The sequence below is a fragment of the Nocardiopsis sp. NPDC006938 genome (genome assembly GCF_042869555.1).
Taxonomy (GTDB): Bacteria; Actinomycetota; Actinomycetes; order Streptosporangiales; family Streptosporangiaceae; genus Nocardiopsis.
This window is the reverse complement of record NZ_JBIAGA010000030.1, coordinates 1-19,353: the sequence shown is the minus strand read 5'-3', so window position 1 is coordinate 19,353 and position 19,353 is coordinate 1. Positions and strand designations below refer to the sequence as shown.

General features: G+C 72.4%; 21 protein-coding genes. 9 read left to right on the top strand and 12 right to left on the bottom strand.

The window, feature by feature from the left end:
- The first annotated feature begins 50 nt into the window (after positions 1 to 50).
- The 5 genes from ACFYL4_RS26790 to ACFYL4_RS26770 all read left to right on the top strand — a co-directional run bounded on the left by ACFYL4_RS26790 (position 51) and on the right by ACFYL4_RS26770 (position 4,797).
- Positions 51 to 836: a response regulator transcription factor gene (locus tag ACFYL4_RS26790; RefSeq protein ID WP_357762822.1), complete on the top strand. Its 786-nt coding sequence runs from the start codon at positions 51 to 53 to the stop codon at positions 834 to 836.
- Between the two features lie 413 nt (positions 837 to 1,249).
- Positions 1,250 to 2,413, top strand: coding sequence for a phosphate ABC transporter substrate-binding protein PstS (gene pstS, locus ACFYL4_RS26785; RefSeq protein ID WP_387522078.1), 1,164 nt, complete (start codon positions 1,250 to 1,252; stop codon positions 2,411 to 2,413).
- 105 nt (positions 2,414 to 2,518) lie between these two features.
- Positions 2,519 to 3,526 carry a phosphate ABC transporter permease subunit PstC gene (pstC, locus tag ACFYL4_RS26780; RefSeq protein ID WP_357770049.1) on the top strand — a complete coding sequence of 336 codons (1,008 nt, stop codon included), beginning with the start codon at positions 2,519 to 2,521 and terminating at the stop codon, positions 3,524 to 3,526.
- Positions 3,523 to 4,431, top strand: coding sequence for a phosphate ABC transporter permease PstA (gene pstA / locus ACFYL4_RS26775; protein ID WP_387522075.1), 909 nt, complete (start codon positions 3,523 to 3,525; stop codon positions 4,429 to 4,431). Before pstC ends, pstA begins: the two co-directional genes overlap by 4 nt.
- A 147-nt stretch (positions 4,432 to 4,578) precedes the next feature.
- Positions 4,579 to 4,797 carry an EF-hand domain-containing protein gene (locus ACFYL4_RS26770; RefSeq protein WP_357770047.1) on the top strand — a complete coding sequence of 73 codons (219 nt, stop codon included), beginning with the start codon at positions 4,579 to 4,581 and terminating at the stop codon, positions 4,795 to 4,797.
- 16 nt (positions 4,798 to 4,813) lie between these two features.
- On the opposite strand, the gene ACFYL4_RS26765 is transcribed toward ACFYL4_RS26770, so the two are convergent.
- Positions 4,814 to 5,536, bottom strand: coding sequence for a spermidine synthase (locus tag ACFYL4_RS26765; protein ID WP_387522073.1), 723 nt, complete (start codon positions 5,534 to 5,536; stop codon positions 4,814 to 4,816).
- 131 nt (positions 5,537 to 5,667) lie between these two features.
- Here ACFYL4_RS26765 and ACFYL4_RS26760 point away from each other — a divergent pair, with 131 nt between their 5' ends.
- A complete protein-coding gene (locus tag ACFYL4_RS26760) occupies positions 5,668 to 6,066 on the top strand; it encodes a DoxX family protein (protein WP_387522071.1) in 399 nt (132 codons plus the stop codon).
- 195 nt (positions 6,067 to 6,261) lie between these two features.
- On the opposite strand, the gene ACFYL4_RS26755 is transcribed toward ACFYL4_RS26760, so the two are convergent.
- The 8 genes from ACFYL4_RS26755 to ACFYL4_RS26720 form a co-directional block, all read right to left on the bottom strand.
- On the bottom strand, positions 6,262 to 7,710 hold the full coding sequence (locus ACFYL4_RS26755) for a hypothetical protein (RefSeq protein WP_387522069.1): 1,449 nt from the start codon (positions 7,708 to 7,710) through the stop codon (positions 6,262 to 6,264).
- Positions 7,707 to 8,486 carry an ATP-binding cassette domain-containing protein gene (locus ACFYL4_RS26750; protein ID WP_387522067.1) on the bottom strand — a complete coding sequence of 260 codons (780 nt, stop codon included), beginning with the start codon at positions 8,484 to 8,486 and terminating at the stop codon, positions 7,707 to 7,709. Before ACFYL4_RS26750 ends, ACFYL4_RS26755 begins: the two co-directional genes overlap by 4 nt.
- Positions 8,483 to 9,355 carry an ATP-binding cassette domain-containing protein gene (locus tag ACFYL4_RS26745; RefSeq protein WP_387522065.1) on the bottom strand — a complete coding sequence of 291 codons (873 nt, stop codon included), beginning with the start codon at positions 9,353 to 9,355 and terminating at the stop codon, positions 8,483 to 8,485. The genes ACFYL4_RS26750 and ACFYL4_RS26745 overlap by 4 nt, the downstream gene beginning before the upstream one ends.
- A 10-nt stretch (positions 9,356 to 9,365) precedes the next feature.
- Positions 9,366 to 10,130: a hypothetical protein gene (locus ACFYL4_RS26740; RefSeq protein ID WP_387522063.1), complete on the bottom strand. Its 765-nt coding sequence runs from the start codon at positions 10,128 to 10,130 to the stop codon at positions 9,366 to 9,368.
- Positions 10,127 to 10,741 (bottom strand): hypothetical protein, encoded by a 615-nt coding sequence (locus tag ACFYL4_RS26735; RefSeq protein WP_357769802.1) that lies wholly within the window; start codon positions 10,739 to 10,741, stop codon positions 10,127 to 10,129. Before ACFYL4_RS26735 ends, ACFYL4_RS26740 begins: the two co-directional genes overlap by 4 nt.
- 231 nt (positions 10,742 to 10,972) lie before the next feature.
- Complete coding sequence (locus ACFYL4_RS26730) at positions 10,973 to 11,764, bottom strand: hypothetical protein (RefSeq protein WP_387522062.1); 792 nt, start codon at positions 11,762 to 11,764, stop codon at positions 10,973 to 10,975.
- Positions 11,757 to 12,320, bottom strand: a complete 564-nt coding sequence (locus ACFYL4_RS26725) for an RNA polymerase sigma factor (protein WP_387522060.1) — start codon at positions 12,318 to 12,320, stop codon at positions 11,757 to 11,759. The genes ACFYL4_RS26730 and ACFYL4_RS26725 overlap by 8 nt, the downstream gene beginning before the upstream one ends.
- Before the next feature lie 312 nt (positions 12,321 to 12,632).
- A complete protein-coding gene (locus ACFYL4_RS26720) occupies positions 12,633 to 13,199 on the bottom strand; it encodes a hypothetical protein (RefSeq protein ID WP_387522058.1) in 567 nt (188 codons plus the stop codon).
- Positions 13,200 to 13,297: 98 nt separating this feature from the next.
- Here ACFYL4_RS26720 and ACFYL4_RS26715 point away from each other — a divergent pair, with 98 nt between their 5' ends.
- A complete protein-coding gene (locus ACFYL4_RS26715; protein WP_387522057.1) occupies positions 13,298 to 14,782 on the top strand; it encodes a cellulase family glycosylhydrolase in 1,485 nt (494 codons plus the stop codon).
- Positions 14,783 to 14,870: 88 nt separating this feature from the next.
- Here ACFYL4_RS26715 and hisG read toward each other — a convergent pair whose 3' ends face one another.
- From hisG to ACFYL4_RS26700, 3 genes are all read right to left on the bottom strand, one after another.
- On the bottom strand, positions 14,871 to 15,725 hold the full coding sequence (hisG, locus tag ACFYL4_RS26710; RefSeq protein ID WP_357769809.1) for an ATP phosphoribosyltransferase: 855 nt from the start codon (positions 15,723 to 15,725) through the stop codon (positions 14,871 to 14,873).
- Between the two features lie 88 nt (positions 15,726 to 15,813).
- Entirely contained in the window at positions 15,814 to 16,077 is a 264-nt protein-coding gene (locus ACFYL4_RS26705) for a phosphoribosyl-ATP diphosphatase (protein ID WP_017546893.1), read from the bottom strand.
- Between the two features lie 99 nt (positions 16,078 to 16,176).
- Entirely contained in the window at positions 16,177 to 17,013 is an 837-nt protein-coding gene (locus ACFYL4_RS26700; protein WP_387522055.1) for an SDR family NAD(P)-dependent oxidoreductase, read from the bottom strand.
- A 249-nt stretch (positions 17,014 to 17,262) separates the two neighbouring features.
- Here ACFYL4_RS26700 and ACFYL4_RS26695 point away from each other — a divergent pair, with 249 nt between their 5' ends.
- On the top strand, positions 17,263 to 17,979 hold the full coding sequence (locus ACFYL4_RS26695) for a class I SAM-dependent methyltransferase (RefSeq protein WP_387522053.1): 717 nt from the start codon (positions 17,263 to 17,265) through the stop codon (positions 17,977 to 17,979).
- A 409-nt stretch (positions 17,980 to 18,388) separates the two neighbouring features.
- Positions 18,389 to 19,353, top strand: a 965-nt coding sequence (locus tag ACFYL4_RS26690) for a trehalase-like domain-containing protein (protein WP_387522051.1), incomplete at its 3' end; no start/stop codon positions are given.

The following is a 19,353-nucleotide window of genomic DNA, read 5'->3' as shown; positions in this document are numbered from 1 at the left end:
CCGGTCGAGCTCCACCCGCCCCCGCCTCTCTCGACGAAGTGGACCCGCCCATGCCCGCGCTCACCTCCTCCGCACCGGTCCCCCCGCCCACGGGCGCGCCGGACGACGAGGGGAGATCGCCGCGCACGGAGGGGCCTTTGCGGGTCCTGCTGGTGGAGCCGGAGTCCGAGCAGTCGCACCAGCTCGTGCTCTCGCTGAGCGGACACGACGTGGACATCACGGTCTGCGTGGACGGCGCCGAGGCGCTGCTGCGAGTGGGGATGGTGCGGCCGGACACGCTGCTGACCAACGCCGCCCCGCCCGAGGTGGACCTGGAGACGCTGGTGCGGGTGACCCGCCGGGCCATGGACATCCCGATCCTGATCGGGGTGGGCGCGGGGGACTCGCAGCGGGCGATGCGGGCCCTCTCGGCGGGGGCCACGGCCTGCGTGAACCGCCCCTACCGCATCCCGGAACTCTCCGCGCTGCTGCGCGGTTCGCTCCCGGGCAACGAAAGCGCCCCGCCGCCGAGCCCGGGGGTTCCGGTGGCGCTGCGCTCGGGCGACCTGGAGCTGGACGCCCTGGGGCACCGGCTGTTCGTCGACGGTCAGCCGGTCAACCTGGCGCTGCGTGAGTTCGGGATCATGGACTTCCTGCTCAGGCACAGCGGTCGGGTGGTGAGCCGCGAGGAGCTGTGGACCGAGGTCTGGCGCAAGCCCCTCCCCCCGGTCAACAACACCATCGCCGTCCACATACGGCGCCTGCGGCACAAACTGGGCGACTCCGAGGCCCAGCCCCGTTTCATCCACACGGTCCGCGGCATCGGCTACCGTCTCGACACGGCGAACGGCGGGTAGGCCGAGCGGTAGACCAAAAAAGGAATCCGCGTGGTTTTCGAGGGCCCTCCGGACCACACCGGAGCGGCCCATCGTTCATGTGGGGGTCACCTTTTCCGGCGACCCACGGAACGATGACGGGCCAGAAATACGCATCTGTCATCCCCCTGAACCCCCTCCCCCGGGGAGCACGCTCGGACACCCCCTCATCACAGCAGGTCAGAGCGGATGCGTCCACACCCCGAAAACCCACCCCCACCAGGGCGCACACCTCCACAACCGGCGCCCGTTATCGAATAGTAACCCCCATTCACCTGCCATTCACTGTTCTTCTACCCAACCGCCTCTATTTCGATGACACCGCGACTTTCTGCGCGCCTAGTGTCGTTTCACGTCAGCCCCGACAGCGGTGATTCAACGAGGAGAACTACGACATGCGCAACGGGCGTTCCAAGCTCGCCGTCCTGGCGGCCATCCCCCTGCTCGCCACGGCGTGCAGCAACGGCTCCGACGGCGCGGACAACGGCTCCGACGGTGCCGAGCTCAGCGCCTCGCTGACCGGTGCCGGGGCCAGCTTCCCCGACCCGCTCTTCCAGGACTGGATGCACACCTACAGCCAGGAGTCACAGCCCGGCGTCAGCATCAACTACCAGAGCGTGGGCTCCGGCGCCGGCATCGAGCAGTTCCTGGAGCAGACGGTCGACTTCGGCTCGTCCGAGCGCTACCTGACCGACGAGGACCTGGCCACCGCCGCCGGCAACCGCGGCTGCGACGCGCTCCAGTTCCCGGTCGTGTTCGGCTCGGTCGTCATCGCCTTCGACAACCCCGACCTCGACGGTCTGGTCCTCGACGCCGAGACCATCGCGGGTATCTACTCCGGCGACATCACCTCCTACACCGACCCGGCCATCGCCGACCTCAACCCGGACACGGACCTACCGGACGACGAGATCATCCCGGTCCACCGCTCCGACAGCTCCGGCACCACCGAGGTCTTCACGCACTACCTCTCCACCGAGGTGCAGTCGTGGGCCGACGAGTACGGCTCCGGCGGCGAGATCGACTGGGCACCCGGCCTGGTCGGCGGCCAGGGCAACGACGGTGTCGCCCAGGGCATCAGCCAGAACCCGGGCGGCGTCGGCTACGTGAACCAGGCCTTCGCCCAGGAGGCCGGTCTGGCCGCCGCCAAGGTGATCAACTCCGACGGCGAGGCCATCGCGCCGACGCTGGAGTCCACCACGGCCGCCTCCGAGGAGGCGGAGATCCCCGAGGACTTCCGCTTCAGCATCGACAACATCGGCGGCGAGGGCTACCCGATCGCCGGCACCAACTGGATCTTCACCTACACCTGCGGCTACGAGCAGGCCGAGGCCGACGCCATCATCGACTTCTGGACCTGGGCCCTGACCGACGAGGGCGCCAACGAGATCGTCGCCGAGCTGGGCTACGCCCCCCTGGGCGACGAGCTCAAGGAGCGCGTGCTCACCGAGATCGAGCGCACCAACTCCGAGAACGGCGGCGACACCGCGGACGCGGACGCGGACGCCGACGCCGACGCTGACGCGGACGCTGACGCCGAGGACGACTCCGAGGAGTAGCCCTCACCGGGGCCGGGGCCGGAGCGCCCCGGCCCCGCCCCACCCGCCCCTTCCGGGGCCTGACCGCTCTCCCACTCCCACGAAAGTCACCAGAGGAGAAGCACCATGTCCACTGAGGCCCCTGAGGCCCCGGCCCCGGAGGAACCCCGGCGGGGCACGACGCTGAGGTCGAGCAAGGGGAGGCTGGCCGACCCCCTCTTCAAGTGGGCGGTCGCGTCCTGCGGCACCATCGTCCTGGTCATCCTGGCCCTGATGGTCCTGCGCACCACCACCGAGGCCTGGCCCGTCTTCGCCAAGGAGGGCTTCTTCGGGTTCCTCACCGGCGAGCAGTGGCAGTCGGGGAACTCCCGTTCCGAGATCACCGGCACCTACGGTGCCTGGCCGTTCATCTACGGCACCCTGGTCACCGCGACCATCGCCATCGTGATCGCGCTCCCCCTCGCGATCATGGTGTCCTTCTACCTGACCCACCTGGCCCCCCGCCGGATCGCCAAGCCGCTCTCCTACACGGTGGAGCTGCTCGCGGCGGTCCCCAGCGTCATCTTCGGTCTGTGGGGCCTGCACTGGTTCCTGCCGAACGTGCTGCGGCCGTTCTTCGAGTTCCTGGAGAGCGTCCTCGGCTGGTTCTTCCTCTTCGAGGGCCCGATCCGCGGAGTGGGCTACCTGTCCGCCGGGATCGTGCTGGCCATCATGATCCTGCCGATCATGACCGCCATCATCCGCGAGGTCATCGTGGTACACCCGGTCGAGCAGCGCATGGCCGCCTACGCGCTGGGCTCCACCCGGTGGGAGGTCCTGCGCAACGTGGTCCTGCCCGCCAGCTTCTCCGGGATCGTGGCGGCCGCCATGCTCGGCCTCGGCCGCGCGCTCGGCGAGACCATCGCGGTACTCATGCTGATCGGCGGCTCCCAGTCGTGGGGAGCGAGCCTGTTCGGCACGGGCAGCAGCATGGCCTCGCACATCGCGGCGACTTTCGGTGAGGCCACCCCCGAGTCCAGGACCGCCCTGATGGCGATCGGTGTCGCCCTGTTCCTGGTCACGATGATCGTCAACATCCTCGCCCGCGTCGTCGTCTGGCGTCTGGGACGCATGACGGGAGACGCCGCCGTATGAGCACCATGACCTCCACTCCCCCCGGCAAGCACGTCCCCCTCAGCCAGCGGCCCGCCGGTTCGTCGTTCCGGCGCCTCAAGGACCGCGGCGCCACCGTCGTGCTGACCGCCGCCATGGTCGTCGCGATGATCCCGCTGGTCCTCATCGTCTTCGAGGTCACCCGCCGAGGCATCGGCGTGGTCAACCTGGACTTCGTCACCCAGACCGAGCCCCCGCCCCGGCGCGACGGCGGCGGCTACGCGGCGGGGTTCTTCGGAACCCTGTACATCATGGCGCTGGCCGTCCTCATGTCGATCCCGTTCGGCATCGCCACGGCCGTGTACATCGTGGAGTACGGGCCCAACCGGCTCACGTCCGCGATCCGCTTCTTCACCGACGTCATGACCGGCATCCCGTCGATCTTCGTGGGTCTGTTCGTGTACGGCCTGCTGGTGATCGGCTGGGGCGGCATGGGCTTTGGCACCTTCGTCGGCGCGGTGGCCATCGCGGTGATGATGCTGCCGATCGTCACCCGGTCGTCGGAGGAGATGCTGCGCCTGGTCCCGAACGAGATGCGCAACGCCAGCTACGGCCTGGGCGCCCGGAAGTGGCAGACCATCGTGCACACGGTGCTGCCCGCCGCCGCCCCCGGCCTGACCACCGGTTCGATGCTGGCCATCGCACGCGGCATCGGCGAGACCGCGCCGCTGCTGCTGACCGCCTTCGGCACCGGCCTGATCGTGACCGCGTTCCAGGGCAGTCCGCAGGGCGCGGTGCCCATGCAGCTCTACCGGGGCGCCACTCAGCCCTTCGAGGCCGGTATCGACCGCGCCTGGGGCGCCGCGCTGTGCCTGTTCGTGCTGGTCCTGGCGTTCACCGTGGTGGCGCGCTGGGTCGGCTCGAAGGCCTCGACGAACACGCACTGACCCGTGTGAGCGTGGACCCCGAGGGGCCGCCGCCGCCCACCCGGCGGGGCGGCGGCCCCTCGGGGGCGAGGCTCCCGGTGGCCCCTCCGCGCTCGCCTCGATAGCCTGGCGCGAGCCCGTTCCCCAGCAGATTCCGGAGAGCCACCGATGGCCGACACCACCGAGTACGCCGCCACGTTCACCCTCGTGGACACCGACAACGACGGCCTCATCAGCGCCGAAGAGCTGGCCTCGCTGATGCGCAACCTCGGCGACCAGACCACCGACGAGCAGGCCGCCGAGGTCGTGCGCGCGATGGACAGCGACGGCGACCAGCGCATCTCGCTGGAGGAGTTCGCCCGCTACATGTCCCGCCAGCAGGGCTGATCCGCCCCGGCCCCGGTCACGTCAGGGGGTCCGAGGCGAGGTACACGACGTCCGGAACCCCCCTGGCCACCACCACCTCCACGACCTCCACCGTGCGGAAGCGGCTCCGCAGCAGGGCCTCGAAGGAGGCCACGGCGTTGGCGCTCCAGAACGAGAGCACGCCGCCGGGGGCGAGCAGCCGGGTCAGCCGGGCGATCCCCGCCTCCTCGTACAGGCGGTTGTTGTTCTCGACCACCGTCCAGTCCGGGCCGTTGTCGGTGTCCAGGCAGATCACGTCGTAGCGGACGGGCCGATCGGCGGCGGAGGCCTCGGCCAGCCAGGTGACGATGTCGGCGTTGTGGACCCGGCAGCGGGGGTCGCGGTGGACGTGGTCGGCCGCCTCGCCCAGCTCGTCGTCGTGCCAGGCGATCACCTGCGGCTCGAGTTCCACCACGTCCACACGGGCGACCCGGGGGTGGTCCAGCGCCTCACGGGCCGAGAAGCCCACGCCCAGCCCCCCGACCAGCACACGGGCGTGCGAACGACCCTGCGGAAGCGCGGCCAGGCTCGCGCGCACCATCTCGCGTTCGGACGTGCCGTCGCGGGTGTCCATGAGGAACACCCCGTTACTGAAAATCTCATAATGCGCACCCACCCGGCGAAGTACCAGGTCACCGCCGGTCTCACCGGTCACCCGGGCCAGGGTGACGGTCTCCTCCTCGGTCGCGGACACGCGTGTTGGCTGGTTCATGCCCCACATTGTGCCCCGGAGACCGCGTCGTGTCCGGCGGGACCGCGGCTCCGCCCGGCGAACGGGCCCGGGCCGGTGCCGCCTCGCCCGCCGGTGGGTAGGTTGGTCACCGGCGCGCCACGAGAGGAGTGTGCACGACCATGGGTGAACGACTGGAGAGACTGCGCGGGGCCGCCCCGATCGCGCTGGGAGCGCTGTTCGTGGGATCGGGCCTGCTGCACTTCGCGGCCCCGGGACCGTTCGAGGCGATCATGCCGCGTCGGCTTCCGGCGCACCGCGCGTTCGTGTACGGCAGCGGCGCGGCCGAGCTGGTGTGCGGTGCGGGCCTGCTGACCCGTCGTCCGTGGGCCGGGACGGCCAGTGCCGCGCTGCTACTGGCGGTGTGGCCCGCCAACGTCCAGATGGCGCTGGACTCCGGTTCGGGGCGCCTTCCCCGCGTGGCCGACAACAGGGTCGTGGCCTGGAGCCGCGTCCCGTTGCAGATCCCCCTGGTCTGGGCCGCGCTCCAGGCCCGCCGCACCCCGCGCGGCGACGGCTGAGCGGTCCGGCCGGTCCGCTCCGAGCCGATCCCGGGGCGCGGGCACGTCGTGCCGGCCCGGGCACGGGTACGCGATGCCGGTCCCGGGACGCCAGCACGCGATGCCGACCCTCGGGACGCCAGCACGCGGTTCCGTCCCTCGGGACGCGGCGGCCCGGGCCGTCGGCCCCGGCCGCCGCGGGCCGGGCCGGGGCCCTCACCGGGCCCGGGCGTCCGCCGTCCGCAGGGCGCGCAGGGCCAGCGTGCGTGCCGCGAGCACCGCACCCGCGCCCAGCACACAGGCGGTCGCGAACCGGCCCGGGGTGTCCGCGCTGAGCGGCCAGGCCATCGGCCCCAGGAGCCACATCCAGGTCTGGGCGAGGACGTCCCCGCCGAAGGTCGCGCTCACCACGACCACGACCGACGTCGCCCCGAGCGCCCATCCCGGTCCGTGGCGGACGGTGAGCCACAGCGCCCCGAGTCCGCACGCGGTACCGAGGATCAGCCAGAGCGCACCGGCCCGCAGCACCTCCGGCGACACCGTGTGCGCGGCCGGTCCGCCGCTCAACACGGAAGGGATCAGGCAGAGGGCGAACACGAGCGCCGTCATGGCTCCCACGCACCGGATCAACCAGACCTGGACCGCCTCGGGCATTCCCGGGCGGCGCGGGACGAGCAGCCGCCACCCCGGTGCCAGCAGACCCCACAACAGGACCGCGGTGACGCTCGCCCCGATCGGCAGCAGCGCGAAGGTGTACAGCCCGAGCAGGTATCCGACGGGGTAGACGGCCGCCGTCACCAGGCACAGGGCCGCCGCGCCCAGGCACAGGGGCACGACGGGCCCCCCGCGCAGGGTCGCGCCGATCCCGGCGAGGGCCCCCTCCCGCGTGGAGCGGCGCCCCACCGGTCTGGGATCGCCGCTCCGTCCGGACCTCCCCGGAGCCGGGACCACCAGCCGCACGAACAGCACCACGACCATGAGCCCCACGGACAACGCGAGCGCCGGCATGGGCGACTCGTCGGCCAACGGATGCCCCGGGGCCAGGGGGACGGCGTTCAGATGGGCCCCGAGCACCGGAAGCATGGCACGCACCGCCCAGGTCGGTGGTACGAACACCCAGGCCGCCGATTCGGCCGCGAGGGTTCCGCACAGCTGCCAGACCCACGCGGCGAGGAACACCGGAACCGTCCCCCAGCGCTCGGTGGCGACGAAGGCCGCCGCCAGTACTCCCAGGGTCGCCGCCCAGCACACCGCTCCCGCCAGGAGGACACCGGCGGTGTCGACGGGCGCTCCGGCGAGCAGGGACACCGGCGCGACCGTCCAGAACGCCAGCGCGTGGAACAGCGCCGACAGGCAGGCGAGGACGGCGAACCTGGCGAGAACGACGGTGCCCGGGCGCACCGGCCGCCACGGGGTGCCCGCCTCACGGGCCTTCTCCTCGCGGGCGGTGGTGATCCCCGCGAGGAGGGTGAGCAGCCCCGCCGCCATGCCGGTGACGTAGAGCATCTGCCAGAGCAGGGCGGCCCGCTCCCCGCTCTGCGGGGTGATGAGCACGCCGGCGGAGCTGATCGCCGCGATGACCAGGCCCGCGACCGGGAACAGGGCGGCCGCCGACCCCCGGGTGCGCACGACCTCCGCGCTCAGTGTCCGCCACGTCGCCGTCACGGGGCACCGACCCGGGTCCCGGTCGGCAGGGTGAGGTCGAGGAAGGCCTGCTCCAACCGCTCCGGCGGAGCGAACCGCGCCAACGGCCCCCGGTACAGGCACCTGCCCCCGCCGAGGACGGAGATGTCGTCCGCGAGCTGCACCACCTCGCCGAGCTGGTGCGAGCTGACCAGGACCGTCCGTCCCTCGGCGGCGTAGGCGCGCAGCAGGGTGCGCAGTTCGACGATGCCCTGGGGGTCGAGGCCGTTCTGCGGCTCGTCCAGCACGAGCAGCTCGGGGCGGGTCAGGATGGCGACGCCCAACGCCAGTCGGCCCCTCATGCCGGTGGAGAAGGTCCTGGCCCGCTTGCGTCCGGTACCGGCCAGCCCGACGACGTCGAGCACCTCCTCGATCCGGCCGCGCGACGTGCCGGTGAGCCGGGCGTGCACGAGGAGGTTGTCGAACGCGCTGAGATGGTCGTAGACCGCCGGGCCGTCGATGCTGGCCCCCACCCGGGCCAGTACCCCGCGTCCGACACGGTCGGCCGGGTCCGCGCCCAGGACCTCCACCGTGCCCGAGTCCGGGCGTAGGAGCCCGAGGAGCATCCGGAAGGTCGTGGACTTGCCCGCGCCGTTGCGCCCCAGCAGCGCGTGGACCCGTCCCGGCTCGACGGTCAGGTCGAGACCGTCCAGGACGGTCGTTCCGCCCCGTTCCAGGCGCAGCCCGCGACAGCGGAGCACGGCGCGCTCACGGAGCCGTTCCGGGGGCGGAGCGGGGGTCGGGGGGTCGGTGGTCATCGTTTCTCCTTGGTCGAGGTCAGCGCCATGTAGCCGTCTTCGAGACCCGGCTCGACCGGGTGGGCTCCGGGCGGGGGCGTGTCGGTGACGATCCGGTACCTGGTGCCGGAGCCGACCGTGATCGCGTTGACGACCACGGCCCCCTCCGGCGGCGGGGCCGTGCCGTGGCCGGTGAGCCAGGTGCGCCCCCGGGCGGCGTCGACGAGTCCTTCGGTGGGCCCGTCGTAGAGTCCGCGCCCGGCGCCGAGCACGCACACGTACGGGCACGCCTGGGCGACGTCGTCGAGGATGTGGGTGGACAGCAGTACGGTGCGGTCCCGCCCCATTCCGGCCAGGAGGGTCCGGAACCGCGCCCGCTCGGCGGGGTCGAGCCCTGCCGTGGGTTCGTCCACGACCAACAGTGCGGGATCGCCCACCAGAGCCTGGGCGATGCCGACGCGGCGGAGCATGCCGCCGGAGAAGCCGCCCATGCGCCGGTGCCCGTCCTCGGCCAGTCCCACGTGTTCGAGGAGCCGCACCGCCTGGCGTCGGCGCTCCCGGGAGCCCCCGACGCCCTTGAGGACACCGACGTAGTCGAGGAACTCGACCGGGGTGAGGTTCGGGTAGGGCTCGATGTGCTGCGGCAGGTAGCCGAGCACCTTCTTGAGGGCGCGACGCGTCGCGCTCCCGGCGAGGTCCCGGCCGTCGACGAGTACACGCCCGCGGGTGGGTGCGATGAGGCCGCACAGGACCCGCATCAGGGTCGACTTGCCCGCGCCGTTGGCCCCCAGCAGACCGATCATCCCGGTCGGCAGGTCGAGGGTGAGGTTGTCGAGGGCGGCGGGGCGGCGCCGGAAGTCCTTGGAGACGCGGTCGAGGGAGATGTGCACGTCGTACCTTTCACCACGTCCGTGGGCGATGGGCCAGGGCGGACCCCGCCATGGTCAGAAGAATGACGAGGAGGGCCTGCCACAGCAGGGAGGCGGTGGCCGTCACGGGGGTGCCTTCGAGGCCGAGGGGGCCCGCCGGTGCGTACACGGGCGGCGATCCGAAGTAGCCGGAGGCGACCGGGTCCCCGACGACCCCCAGAACGGTGCCGTTGAGGTGCGGGATCGGCGCCAGCGGGGTGGAGAGGGTCAGGTAGAGCCAGGTCAGCACGGCCGCGACCCGGCCGAGCGCTCGGGGCAGGACCGACCCGAGCAGTCCGGAGAGCGTCATCGCGAGCAGTGCGGCCGGCACCACGATCGTCACCGTCACGCCCACGGCCGCCAGCAGGGACCACGGTCGGTCGGCGTTGGTCTGGACGGCGCCCAGGGCCGACAGCACGAGCAGGGGCGGGGTGACGGCCACCGCGCAGGTGCCGAGGAGCCGTGCCGCGCGCAGCCGTACCGGGGGGAGGGGGGCCGCGGCCTCCACCTCGCGCACACCGGACCGGCCGGGGGCGGCGAAGAGGCCGGTGAACGCGGCCGCGTAGGCGATGCCGCACAGGACGGCGACGACCTGCCCGGTGAAGGCCAGGTCAGCCGCTCCCCCGGCACCGGGGTTGCGCGGGGAGACGGTGGCGAGCAGCGTGGCGAACGCGGCGAGGGGGATCGCGGTGATCCACAGGGCCCACTGCCGACGGGCGATGGTGGCGTGTGTCCGGGCCAGCGCGAGGAGGGTCATGACACGGCCCCCGTCATGAGGCGTTCGGAGTCGCGGAGCCGTCGCCAGGTGACCACCGCGGGCACCAGCGCCACGGCGAGCGGGAGCCCGCGCTGGAGGTGGAGCGAAGGAACGTGCGGGTCCCACGCGACCGTCAGGAGCAACCAGGCGGCGACGACCGCGAGGGCGGTGGCCGCCGGTGTGCCGGACCACCCGCAGACGCAGAAGGCGACCGCCGTGAGGACGGCGACAGCACCGACCGTGGAGAGGAGCGCGGTCCACCCCTCCTCCCGGGGCCAGGGGCCGGACCCGTGCACCGCGAGGACGGCGCCGACGGCGGCTGCCGCGTTGACCAGACCGGCCCGCAGGAGCCGCACGGCCCGGAACGGGACGAGCGTCGACTCGTGCAGTTCGACGAGCCCGTCGTCGGTCATCGCGACCGCGACGCACAGGCCCGCGCAGAGGACGAGGACCGACACCAGCCAGGGGGCCAGGAGCGCCGCGGACCCGGCCGGAAGCACGAGCTCCGCGCCCCGGAGCGTACCGGCCACCACGATCCCCGCCAGGAGCGGCGGCGCGGTCGTCGCCGCACCGGTGGCGCGTACCTGCGCCCTGATCAGTGCTCCCGTCACGTGCTCCCCCTTCCTCGCATGGTGTTCACCGGGTGAGTAGCGTCCGGCGAGCTTCGGGTTCACGCCCGACCCCACCCGCCGCCGATCCCCGCCGCCCATTCCGCCGTCTCCACCCGCCATCCGTCACCCATCCGTCACCCATCCCCGCCACCCGTCACCCTCCGTCACCCATCCCGTCGTCCCCACCCGTCACCGCGAGGATCGGGGGCGGGCGAGCCTCGACGTCGGGTGTCAGGCCGTCGCTGTGGCGCCGCTGGCCAACGCCCGGTGCGAGGAGGCCGCCGCCGCCGCGAGCAACCCCGCTCCCAGCACCACCGCCGCGGTCGGTGTGGCGATCTCCCACAGCAGCCCGACCACCGTGGCCACCCCGGTCTCCACCTCGGGTCGCGGGCTGACGAACGGCACCAGGAGCAGGCCCGTGACGGCCCCGGCCCAGGGGGTGGTCCACAGCGCGACGCACGTCACCAGACCGGCCACCACCGCGAGCGGCACCGCCCACCCCGCGAGCACGGCGGCGAACCCGCCGCCCGCCCCCCACGACGCGACGGCCCATGACGCCAGGACCCCCGCGGACGCGTCGATGCCGAGGACCACCGTGACCCGGGCCATCACCACCACCGGTGGTCCCAGCGGAGTGCTCAGCGACAGTGCGTCGGGGCCAGCCGTGGACAGGGCCATCGTCACCGTCACCGCGACGCCGACCAGCATGAGGGAGGAGAACGCCGTGACCACCACGGAGGAGTCCTGGCCGACTCCGAGGACCCGCGCCGCCAGCGCCGCCAGGGCCGCCGTCAGCAGTGCCGCGGGCACCACCAGCCACGGCACGATCCGCAGCTGGGCGCGGGCCAGCGCCATGGCCAGCCGGAGGACGTGGACGACAGGCCACCGGGGGCGGTCCAGCGGGGAGGGCGCGGCGGCGATCCGGCGCAGGACCGCCGTGAACGGCGGGGCCTGGGGTCTGCGTTCCGCGTCCCACACCCGCAGGGCGTCCCGGAGGTTCCGGTCTTCGTGTCGGTCAGGCATCCTGCCTCCTCAGTACGGCGCGCAGCCTTCGCCGGGCCCGTGACACCCGGCTCTTCACGGTGCCGGTCGGAACTCCGACCAGCGCCGCGACCTCGTCGTAGGGCAGTTCGTGCAGCCAGGCCAGGGTCACGGTCTCCGCGAGGTCGGGAGGGAGCGCGTGGAGGATGTCGACCAGGGCGCGGGTGGCGTCCGCCGACACCACGAGGTCGGCCGGGCCGTCCTCGTGGGATGGGATCGTGTCGGTCTCCTCGTCGAGTGGGACCTGGGTCAGGCGGCGTCCTCTCGTGTGCGACCCCAACCGGCGTTTGGCGATGCCGAGCAGCCAGGTGAGCACCTGGCTGTCTCCCCGGAAGGCGGGCGCCGACCGCCAGCAGGCCAACCAGACGTCGGCGCCGACCTCCTCCGCGACTCCCCGGTCGGGGGCACGGGCCAGGACGAAGGCGAGCACCACGGAGGCGTATCGGGAGTAGAGCTGCCCGAGGGCCTGTTCGTCCCCCCGCCCCACCCGTTCCAGCAGCACGCTGTCGGGGGTGGTGTCCGAGTCCGACCGCTCCAACCCGTGCCTCCGCCCTGTTCCCCGCCCGGTTCTCCGCCCGGTTCCCCGCCCGGTTCCCCGCCCGGTTCTCCGCCCATGGGCGCGCCGGTGTCCCCGCCCTGGCTGGTCGGGGCACCGAGGCCCCTCCCTCAACCCGTTGGTAGCGAGCCGGGCCGACGAGGTTCACCTGTTCGGCGACAGACCGCAGTCGTTCTCGGGCGCGCGCCGAGCGGGCGTCTCCGCCCTGACTGGTCGGGGCACCGACACCCCTCCCTCAACCCGTTGGTAGCGAACCGGATCGAGAGGGTTCACGGGTGTGCGCGGGTGCGGGCGTCAAGCCGGTCGCGTCGGCGGACGCGGGGTGAACCGGTGGACCAGCGCCGCGGGCACCGCGCACGCCCAGCCCAGGCAGAGTGCCCACACCGTCCCGGTGAACGCTCCGGCGAGCGCGTAGGAGAACAGGGCCACCGGCCCGGCGCCCACGGCCAGGACGGCGGCGCTCGCGCGCAGGGCGTTGGCCAGGGCCAGGCCCAGCAGCACCCCGGCCCAGGCGGAGAGCAGGACGCGCCAGGAGTTGGCTCCGGGGCGGGCACGCGACGCCCGGTGGACCCACCAGCCCGTGACGGAGGCGAGAACGACGACGCCCAGGAGCTCGGTGGTCAGGTGCCAGTCGGGCTGGCCGACGACGGCGGAGAGGCCGAGCCGGGGGAAGGCGAAGGGCACGCCCAGGGAAGTGGGCAGTGTGAGCCAGGCGGCGCGGGACCCCAGCCAGGTGAGGAACGCGGGGTTGGCGAAGAGCAGGCAGGGAACGAGGGTCGCGATCCCGGCGGCGGCCGGGAGGACGAGGGGGCGGAGGGGGAAGGGCGGGGAGCTATTGCGAATATCATTCACCTTTTGCATGATAGTGATTCAGCTCTCATCATCACAGGGCGCTCTTCCCCGGAGTGACTCCTGCGCACCCCCTCCGAGCACTCGGCACACCTCCCCCAGGAGCGAGATTGCGGCGCACCGGCAAGCGCGGGCTCTCCACGGCCGTCCTGGCCGTGCTCGTACTGGTGGCCGGCGGCGTCGCCGCCACGGCCACCCGGCACGAACCCGGACCCACCCGCTACCTCACCGACGACCAGGGCCGGGCGCTCTTCCTCCACGGCCTCAACACCTCCGGCTCCGCCAAGGGCGCCCCCGACCGGCTGCCCTGGATCACCGAGGACGACGTCCAGGCCGAGTACGACGCCATGGGCACCAACGTCGTCCGCTTCCTCATCCAGTGGCAGGCCGTGGAACCGGAGGAGGGCGTCTACGACGAGGAGTACCTGGACGCCGTCGCCGAACGCGTCGAGTGGTACGCCGACCGGGGGTACCACGTGCTGATCGACATGCACCAGGACCTGTACGGCCGCTACACCAGCCCCGAGGAGCACTCCGGCAACGGCGCCCCCGAGTGGGCCACCCACAACGACGGGCTGCGGGTGGAGAGCCGGGAGATGTGGGAGCTGGTCTACCTGGAGCCCGGCGTCGTGCGCGCCTTCGACCACTTCTGGGGCACCACCGGCGAGCACCCCGGGTTGATGGACGCCTACGCCGACGCCTGGGGGCACGTGGCCGAGCGGTTCTCCGGGCACCCCGCCGTCCTCGGCTACGACCTCATGAACGAACCCTTCGGCGGTAGCCTCCAGGGCGCCGACTTCGAGGCGGGCCCCCTCGCCGAGCTCTACCGCCGGTCCATCGCGCGTGTCCGGGAGGCCGACCAGGACACGTGGATCTTCGTGGAGGGGCAGGCCGTGGGCGTGAACTGGGGTCTGCCCTCGTTCCTGCCGCACCTGGACGACCCCCGCGAGGGGGACCCCCGGATCGTGTACGCACCGCACATGTACGCCCTGCCCATGGACCTCGGCCAGCCGTACGAGGGGGAGGCCAGGAGACAGGTCGACGCCAGCGTCGACCTGTGGTCGCGCAACGTCCGGGTGGTGGGCGAGCGCCTGGAGGCGCCCGTCGTGCTGGGCGAGTTCGGCCTGGACATGTCCGGGGCGGGTGCCCCGGAGTTCGTGGCCCGGATGCTGGAGGAGACCGAGTCGATGGCGGCGGGGCGCGTCTACTGGTCCAACGACCACGACGGCTGGGGCCCCTGGGAGGACCGTGCCGAGGGGGAGGAACTCACCCCCGGGCCCCTGGCACACGTGATGAACCGCGCCTACCCCCGCGCGGTGGCGGGCCGACCCCGGGAGTGGGGGACCGACGGTGCCAGCGGCGCTCTGACGGTGCGCTACGAGGAGAGCGCCGAAGTGTCCGGGGCCACCGAGCTGTACCTGCCCGAAGACGCCTTCGGAGACGGTCCCGGAGAGGGGTTCGGGCTGACCGTGGACACCCCGGCCGGGGACGGCGGATGGACGTCGCGGTGGGACGCCGAACGCAGGGTCCTGCACGTCACCGTCACGGTCGCCGAGGACGGCGACGAGACCGTCCTGACCGTCGTGCCCGACTGAGCACCACCGGAGGCGGGGCTCCCGGCGACCCGCGCCGACCGCCAGGCGGACCCGGGCGGCCGGGGGCGGACGCCCCCGGCCGGGACGGTCAGAGTCGGCAGGCGTAGATGTCCGTGACCAGGATGGCGCGGGCGCCCAGCTGCCAGAGGTCGTCCATGATGCGCTGGGCCTCCTTGCGCGGCACCATCGAGCGGACCGCCACCCAGCCCTCACGGTGCAGCGGGGAGACCGTCGGCCCCTCCATGCCCGGAGTGAGCGCCACCGCCGCCTCCAGGTTCTCGGCGTGCACGTCGTAGTCCATCATCACGTAGTCGCGGGCCACGAGGACGCCGCGCAGACGGCGCAGCAGCTGGTCGATCTGCCGGTCCTCGGGGGCGTTGGTGGGGCGGATGACCACGGCCTCGGAGACCAGGATCGGGTCGCCGAAGGTCTCCATGCCCGCGTTGCGCAGGGTGGTGCCGGTGGAGACGACGTCGGCCACCGCGTCGGCCACGCCGAGCTGCACCGAGCTCTCCACCGCGCCATCGAGGTGGATGACGCGGGCGTCGATGCCGCGCTCCTCCAGGTAGGCGCGGAGCAGACCGTCGAAGGAGGTGGCGATCCGCTTGCCGTCGAGGTCGGAGACGTCCATCCCGCCGCCGTCGGGTGCGGCGAAGCGGAACGTGGAGCCGCCGAAGCCCAGCGGTAGGACCTCGTCCACCGGGGCGCCGGAGTCCAGCAGCATGTCGCGGCCGGTGATCCCGGCCTGGAGGATGCCCTCGCCCACGTAGACGGCGATGTCCTTGGGTCGCAGGAAGAAGAACTCGGTGTTGTTGTCGGGGTCGACCAGCACGAGGTCGCGGCTGCTCTTGCGCTGCCGGTACCCGGCCTCGCCCAGCATCTGGACGGCGGGTTCGGACAGCTGGCCCTTGTTGGGCACGGCGATACGGAGCATGTCGGGCATGACGGTTCCTTGGTTCGGCTCGGGTGTGGTTCGGGGACGTCCGGTGGGCCGGCGCGCCGGCGCCCGGTGAGGGGCGCGCGACACCGGCCTACAGATGCTTGTAGACGTCCTCGAGCCGCAGGCCGCGGGCCAGCATCAGGACCTGGAGGTGGTAGAGGAGCTGCGAGATCTCTTCGGCGGCGTCTTCGTCCGACTCGTACTCGGCGGCCATCCAGACCTCAGCGGCCTCCTCGACGACCTTCTTGCCGATGGCATGGACGCCGGCGTCGAGTTGGGCGACGGTCCCGGACCCCTCGGGGCGGGAGCGTGCCTTCTCGGACAGCTCGGCGAACAGCTCTTCGAAGGTCTTCATGGTCTCTTTCCTCGACCGACAGTGCGGTACCAGGGTAGGCGCAACCGACACCCGGTGACCAACCGGGGACCGAATGTCCCACATGGTGAGAGACCCTGGTCAGGCCATCCGGCGGGCGACGGCGCGGATCAGCGGGCGGGGCAGCAGCCGCAGGACGCCGTCCGCCAGCTTGTACTGGGCCCCGGGGACGACCGCCGGGCGCCCGGCGGACCAGGCGACCAGGGAGTCGCGCACGACCTGCTCCTTGGACACGAACGCGAACTCGGGCATGCCCTGTTCCTGCACGCCCCGGGTCATGTCGGTGCGCACGAAGCCGGGTTGCACCACGGTGACGTGGACGCCGTGCCTGCGTACCTCGGCGGCCACGCTCTCGCTCCACACGGTCAGGAACTTCTTGCCCGCGCCGTAGACGGAACCACCCGGGTTGGCGGGGACCTCCCCGGCCATCGAGGCGACGTTCACCACGCCGAGCGGTCCCTCGAATCCGTCGGCGCGGCGGGCGATCTGCACCGGTAGGACGGCGCGGGCCAGGTGCAGGGCGGCGCGGACGTTGAGGTCGATCATGGCGTCGATCTCACCGGGGTCCTGTTCGGCGAACGTGCCGCCGTCGCCGCGACCGGCGTTGTTGACGAGCAGGTCGACGGGGGCGGGGCCCCCGGTGCCGTCCTCGGACAGCCGGGCGGTGACGGCGGTGAGCCCCTCGGTGGTGCCGAGGTCGGCGGGCAGGACCTCGACGGTGCCCCCGTAGCGCGCCCGGACGTCGTCGGCGAGCTCGTCCAGGAGCGCGCGGCGGCGCGCGACCACGACGAGCCCGTATCCGCGCTGGGCCAGGCGGCGGGCGTACTCCTCGCCGATCCCGCTGGAGGCGCCGGTGACCAGCGCGGTCCTCGCGGGGGCGGCGGTCGCGGGTTCGGAGGCGGTGGAGTCGTCGCTCATGCCCCTCAGCGTAGGGCGTGCCGTCGCCGCGCCTCCGGACGGGCGGCCCCGCCGGGGGCGCTCGTGTCGCTGGTGCTGGGGCTGGCGGGTCGCGGGTTGTGGGCTGGGGAACGCGGTGCGAAGGTGGCGTATGGAGCGGGTGAGACGGGAGGGTTCCCGATCGACCGGTGGCGATGGACACGCGGTGTTTCCCCGACAAACGGCCGCGCGGACTCCCCTGGGGCGCGGTGAGGCGTTAGCGTTCAACCCATGTCCGAGACCCAGAGCCCCACCGGACCCCTGGCCGCCCTCCGGCTGGAGGAGCGTCTGCGTGACACCAGACTCTTCTTCAGCCAGGCGTTGCGCACCTTCCATGCGACGGGTTCCATCGTGCCCAGCAGCAGCGCCCTGGCCCACGCCATGGCCGAGCACATCCGCCACCGACCCGATCCCGACGAGCCGTTGCGCATCCTGGAGGCGGGTGCCGGGACCGGTGCGATCAGCCGCGGGATCGCCGCCGCGATGCGCCCCGGCGACACCGTGGACCTCGTGGAGGCCAACCCGGAGTTCGCGTCGTACGTCGAGCGCCTGTTGGAGACCGACCCGGTGATGTCGCGGATCGCCGACGCCGCCGAGGTGCACGCGTGCCTGGTGGACGAGATGGGCACCGACCGCACCTACGACGTGATCGTGTCCGGTCTGCCGTTCGCGAACTTCACCGCCGACACGGTGCGCGGCATCCTCGACTACTACTTCAGCGTGCTGCGCCCCGGGGGGACCCTCTCCTTCTACGGGTACCTGTACACGAAGGAGGTCAAGGCAGTGATCGCCCGCCGGGAGGACTACCTGCGCCAGGCGCGGACCAGCTGGGTGGTGCAGGACTGGCTGGACCGTTACGGAATCGGTTCGGAGAAGGTGTTCGCCAACATCCCGCCCGCGTGGGTGCACCACCTGCGCAAGCCGGAGTGGGAGTCGTCGAGCTCCTGACCCGGCGCTTCGCCGCCCCCACCTCCCCGTACCCGTATCCCCGCACCCCGTCCCCCGGCCGTGGACCCGTTTCCACGACCCGAGGGCGGGGTCCGTCTTGTATACGTATGGGCAGATTGAGTGGTCTACACCTCCACAAGCGCGTGCACGCGCACGTGCGAGGCGCGGGTAGTCTCGCGTTGACTTCTGAGGCACCTGATCTTTTACAGAACAGCACGGATGCCCTGTTTATCCGTTTGAATGCCAAATGTTCTTTAGGTCTGCTCCAAGGCCCGCGAAGTCCATCGCGTGCCCCGCGTTCCCGGGACTACGTTCTCCATGACAGAACCCTGTGATCCGGACGCGTGCGCGCGGAGTCCTACATCTCACCTATTTCCCAGGTCGGTAATGGACCGGTGGAGGAGGCAACGTGACGCTCACCCAGGTGGTCAAGGCGGCTCCGGCGGCCCCGCAGGGACCCACGGACACGACGCCGGAGGCCCTTCCCCTCGACGTCAGACAGCGGGTCTCCGCCCTCGCCCGCACCTCGCGCCTGCTCGTGGCCTGTGACTACGACGGCGCCCTGACCCCGGTCGACACCAACCAGCGGGGACCGCTCCCCGAGGCAGTCCGCGCCCTGCGCGACCTGGCCGACCTGCCCGGCACCGTGTGCGCGGTGGTCTCCGCACGCCCCCTGCGCGACCTGGCCGCGCTCTCCCGGCTGCCCGCCGAGGTCCGCCTGGTGGGCGCCTACGGGACCGAGTTCGACACCGACCTCACCATCGACCCCCACCACCCCGGGACCGGCCCCGACGCCCCGCCCGCCGACAAGTCCGCCGCCCTCGAACTCCTGCGCGAGCAGGTCGACGCCACCGCGATCCTCTACATCGGCGGCGGCGACGGAGAGGAGCCGGTGTTCGTCAACCTCAACACCGGCGCCGACGCGGGCGTGCGGGTCGGCGAGGAGAGCACGGCGGCCGCGCACAGCGTGCCCAGCACCCCCGCGGCGGCGACCCTGCTGTCCCTCCTGGCCACCGAGCGCCGCTCGTGGGTGTTCGGCGAGCGCCCGACCCCGATCGAGCGCATGTCGATGCTGTCCAACCAGGCGTCGGTGGCGCTCCTGGGTCCGGACGCGCGTCTGCTGTGGTTCTGCCACCCCGAACCGGACTCCAACGCCCTGTTCGCCGAGGTGTTGGGCGGCCGCCAGGCCGGGGTGTTCGCGATCGCGCCCGCCCACGGCGGCCTGCCCCTGGGCCAGCGCTACCTGCCGGGCACGATGACCGTACGCACCCGCTGGTCCCGCCTGGAGGTCACCGACTACCTCTCCCACGACACCGGGCCGGGCCGCACCGACCTGGTCCGGGTGATCGGCGGCGTCACCCCCGCCACGGTCGA

Coding starts and splice junctions, on each gene's coding strand:
- ACFYL4_RS26790 (WP_357762822.1), top strand. CDS start 51: ATGCCCGCGCTCACCTCCTCCGCACCGGTCCCCCCGCCCACGGGCGCG.
- pstS (WP_387522078.1), top strand. CDS start 1,250: ATGCGCAACGGGCGTTCCAAGCTCGCCGTCCTGGCGGCCATCCCCCTG.
- pstC (WP_357770049.1), top strand. CDS start 2,519: ATGTCCACTGAGGCCCCTGAGGCCCCGGCCCCGGAGGAACCCCGGCGG.
- pstA (WP_387522075.1), top strand. CDS start 3,523: ATGAGCACCATGACCTCCACTCCCCCCGGCAAGCACGTCCCCCTCAGC.
- ACFYL4_RS26770 (WP_357770047.1), top strand. CDS start 4,579: ATGGCCGACACCACCGAGTACGCCGCCACGTTCACCCTCGTGGACACC.
- ACFYL4_RS26765 (WP_387522073.1), bottom strand. CDS start 5,536: ATGTGGGGCATGAACCAGCCAACACGCGTGTCCGCGACCGAGGAGGAG.
- ACFYL4_RS26760 (WP_387522071.1), top strand. CDS start 5,668: ATGGGTGAACGACTGGAGAGACTGCGCGGGGCCGCCCCGATCGCGCTG.
- ACFYL4_RS26750 (WP_387522067.1), bottom strand. CDS start 8,486: ATGACCACCGACCCCCCGACCCCCGCTCCGCCCCCGGAACGGCTCCGT.
- ACFYL4_RS26740 (WP_387522063.1), bottom strand. CDS start 10,130: ATGACCCTCCTCGCGCTGGCCCGGACACACGCCACCATCGCCCGTCGG.
- ACFYL4_RS26730 (WP_387522062.1), bottom strand. CDS start 11,764: ATGCCTGACCGACACGAAGACCGGAACCTCCGGGACGCCCTGCGGGTG.
- ACFYL4_RS26720 (WP_387522058.1), bottom strand. CDS start 13,199: ATGCAAAAGGTGAATGATATTCGCAATAGCTCCCCGCCCTTCCCCCTC.
- hisG (WP_357769809.1), bottom strand. CDS start 15,725: ATGCCCGACATGCTCCGTATCGCCGTGCCCAACAAGGGCCAGCTGTCC.
- ACFYL4_RS26705 (WP_017546893.1), bottom strand. CDS start 16,077: ATGAAGACCTTCGAAGAGCTGTTCGCCGAGCTGTCCGAGAAGGCACGC.
- ACFYL4_RS26700 (WP_387522055.1), bottom strand. CDS start 17,013: ATGAGCGACGACTCCACCGCCTCCGAACCCGCGACCGCCGCCCCCGCG.
- ACFYL4_RS26695 (WP_387522053.1), top strand. CDS start 17,263: ATGTCCGAGACCCAGAGCCCCACCGGACCCCTGGCCGCCCTCCGGCTG.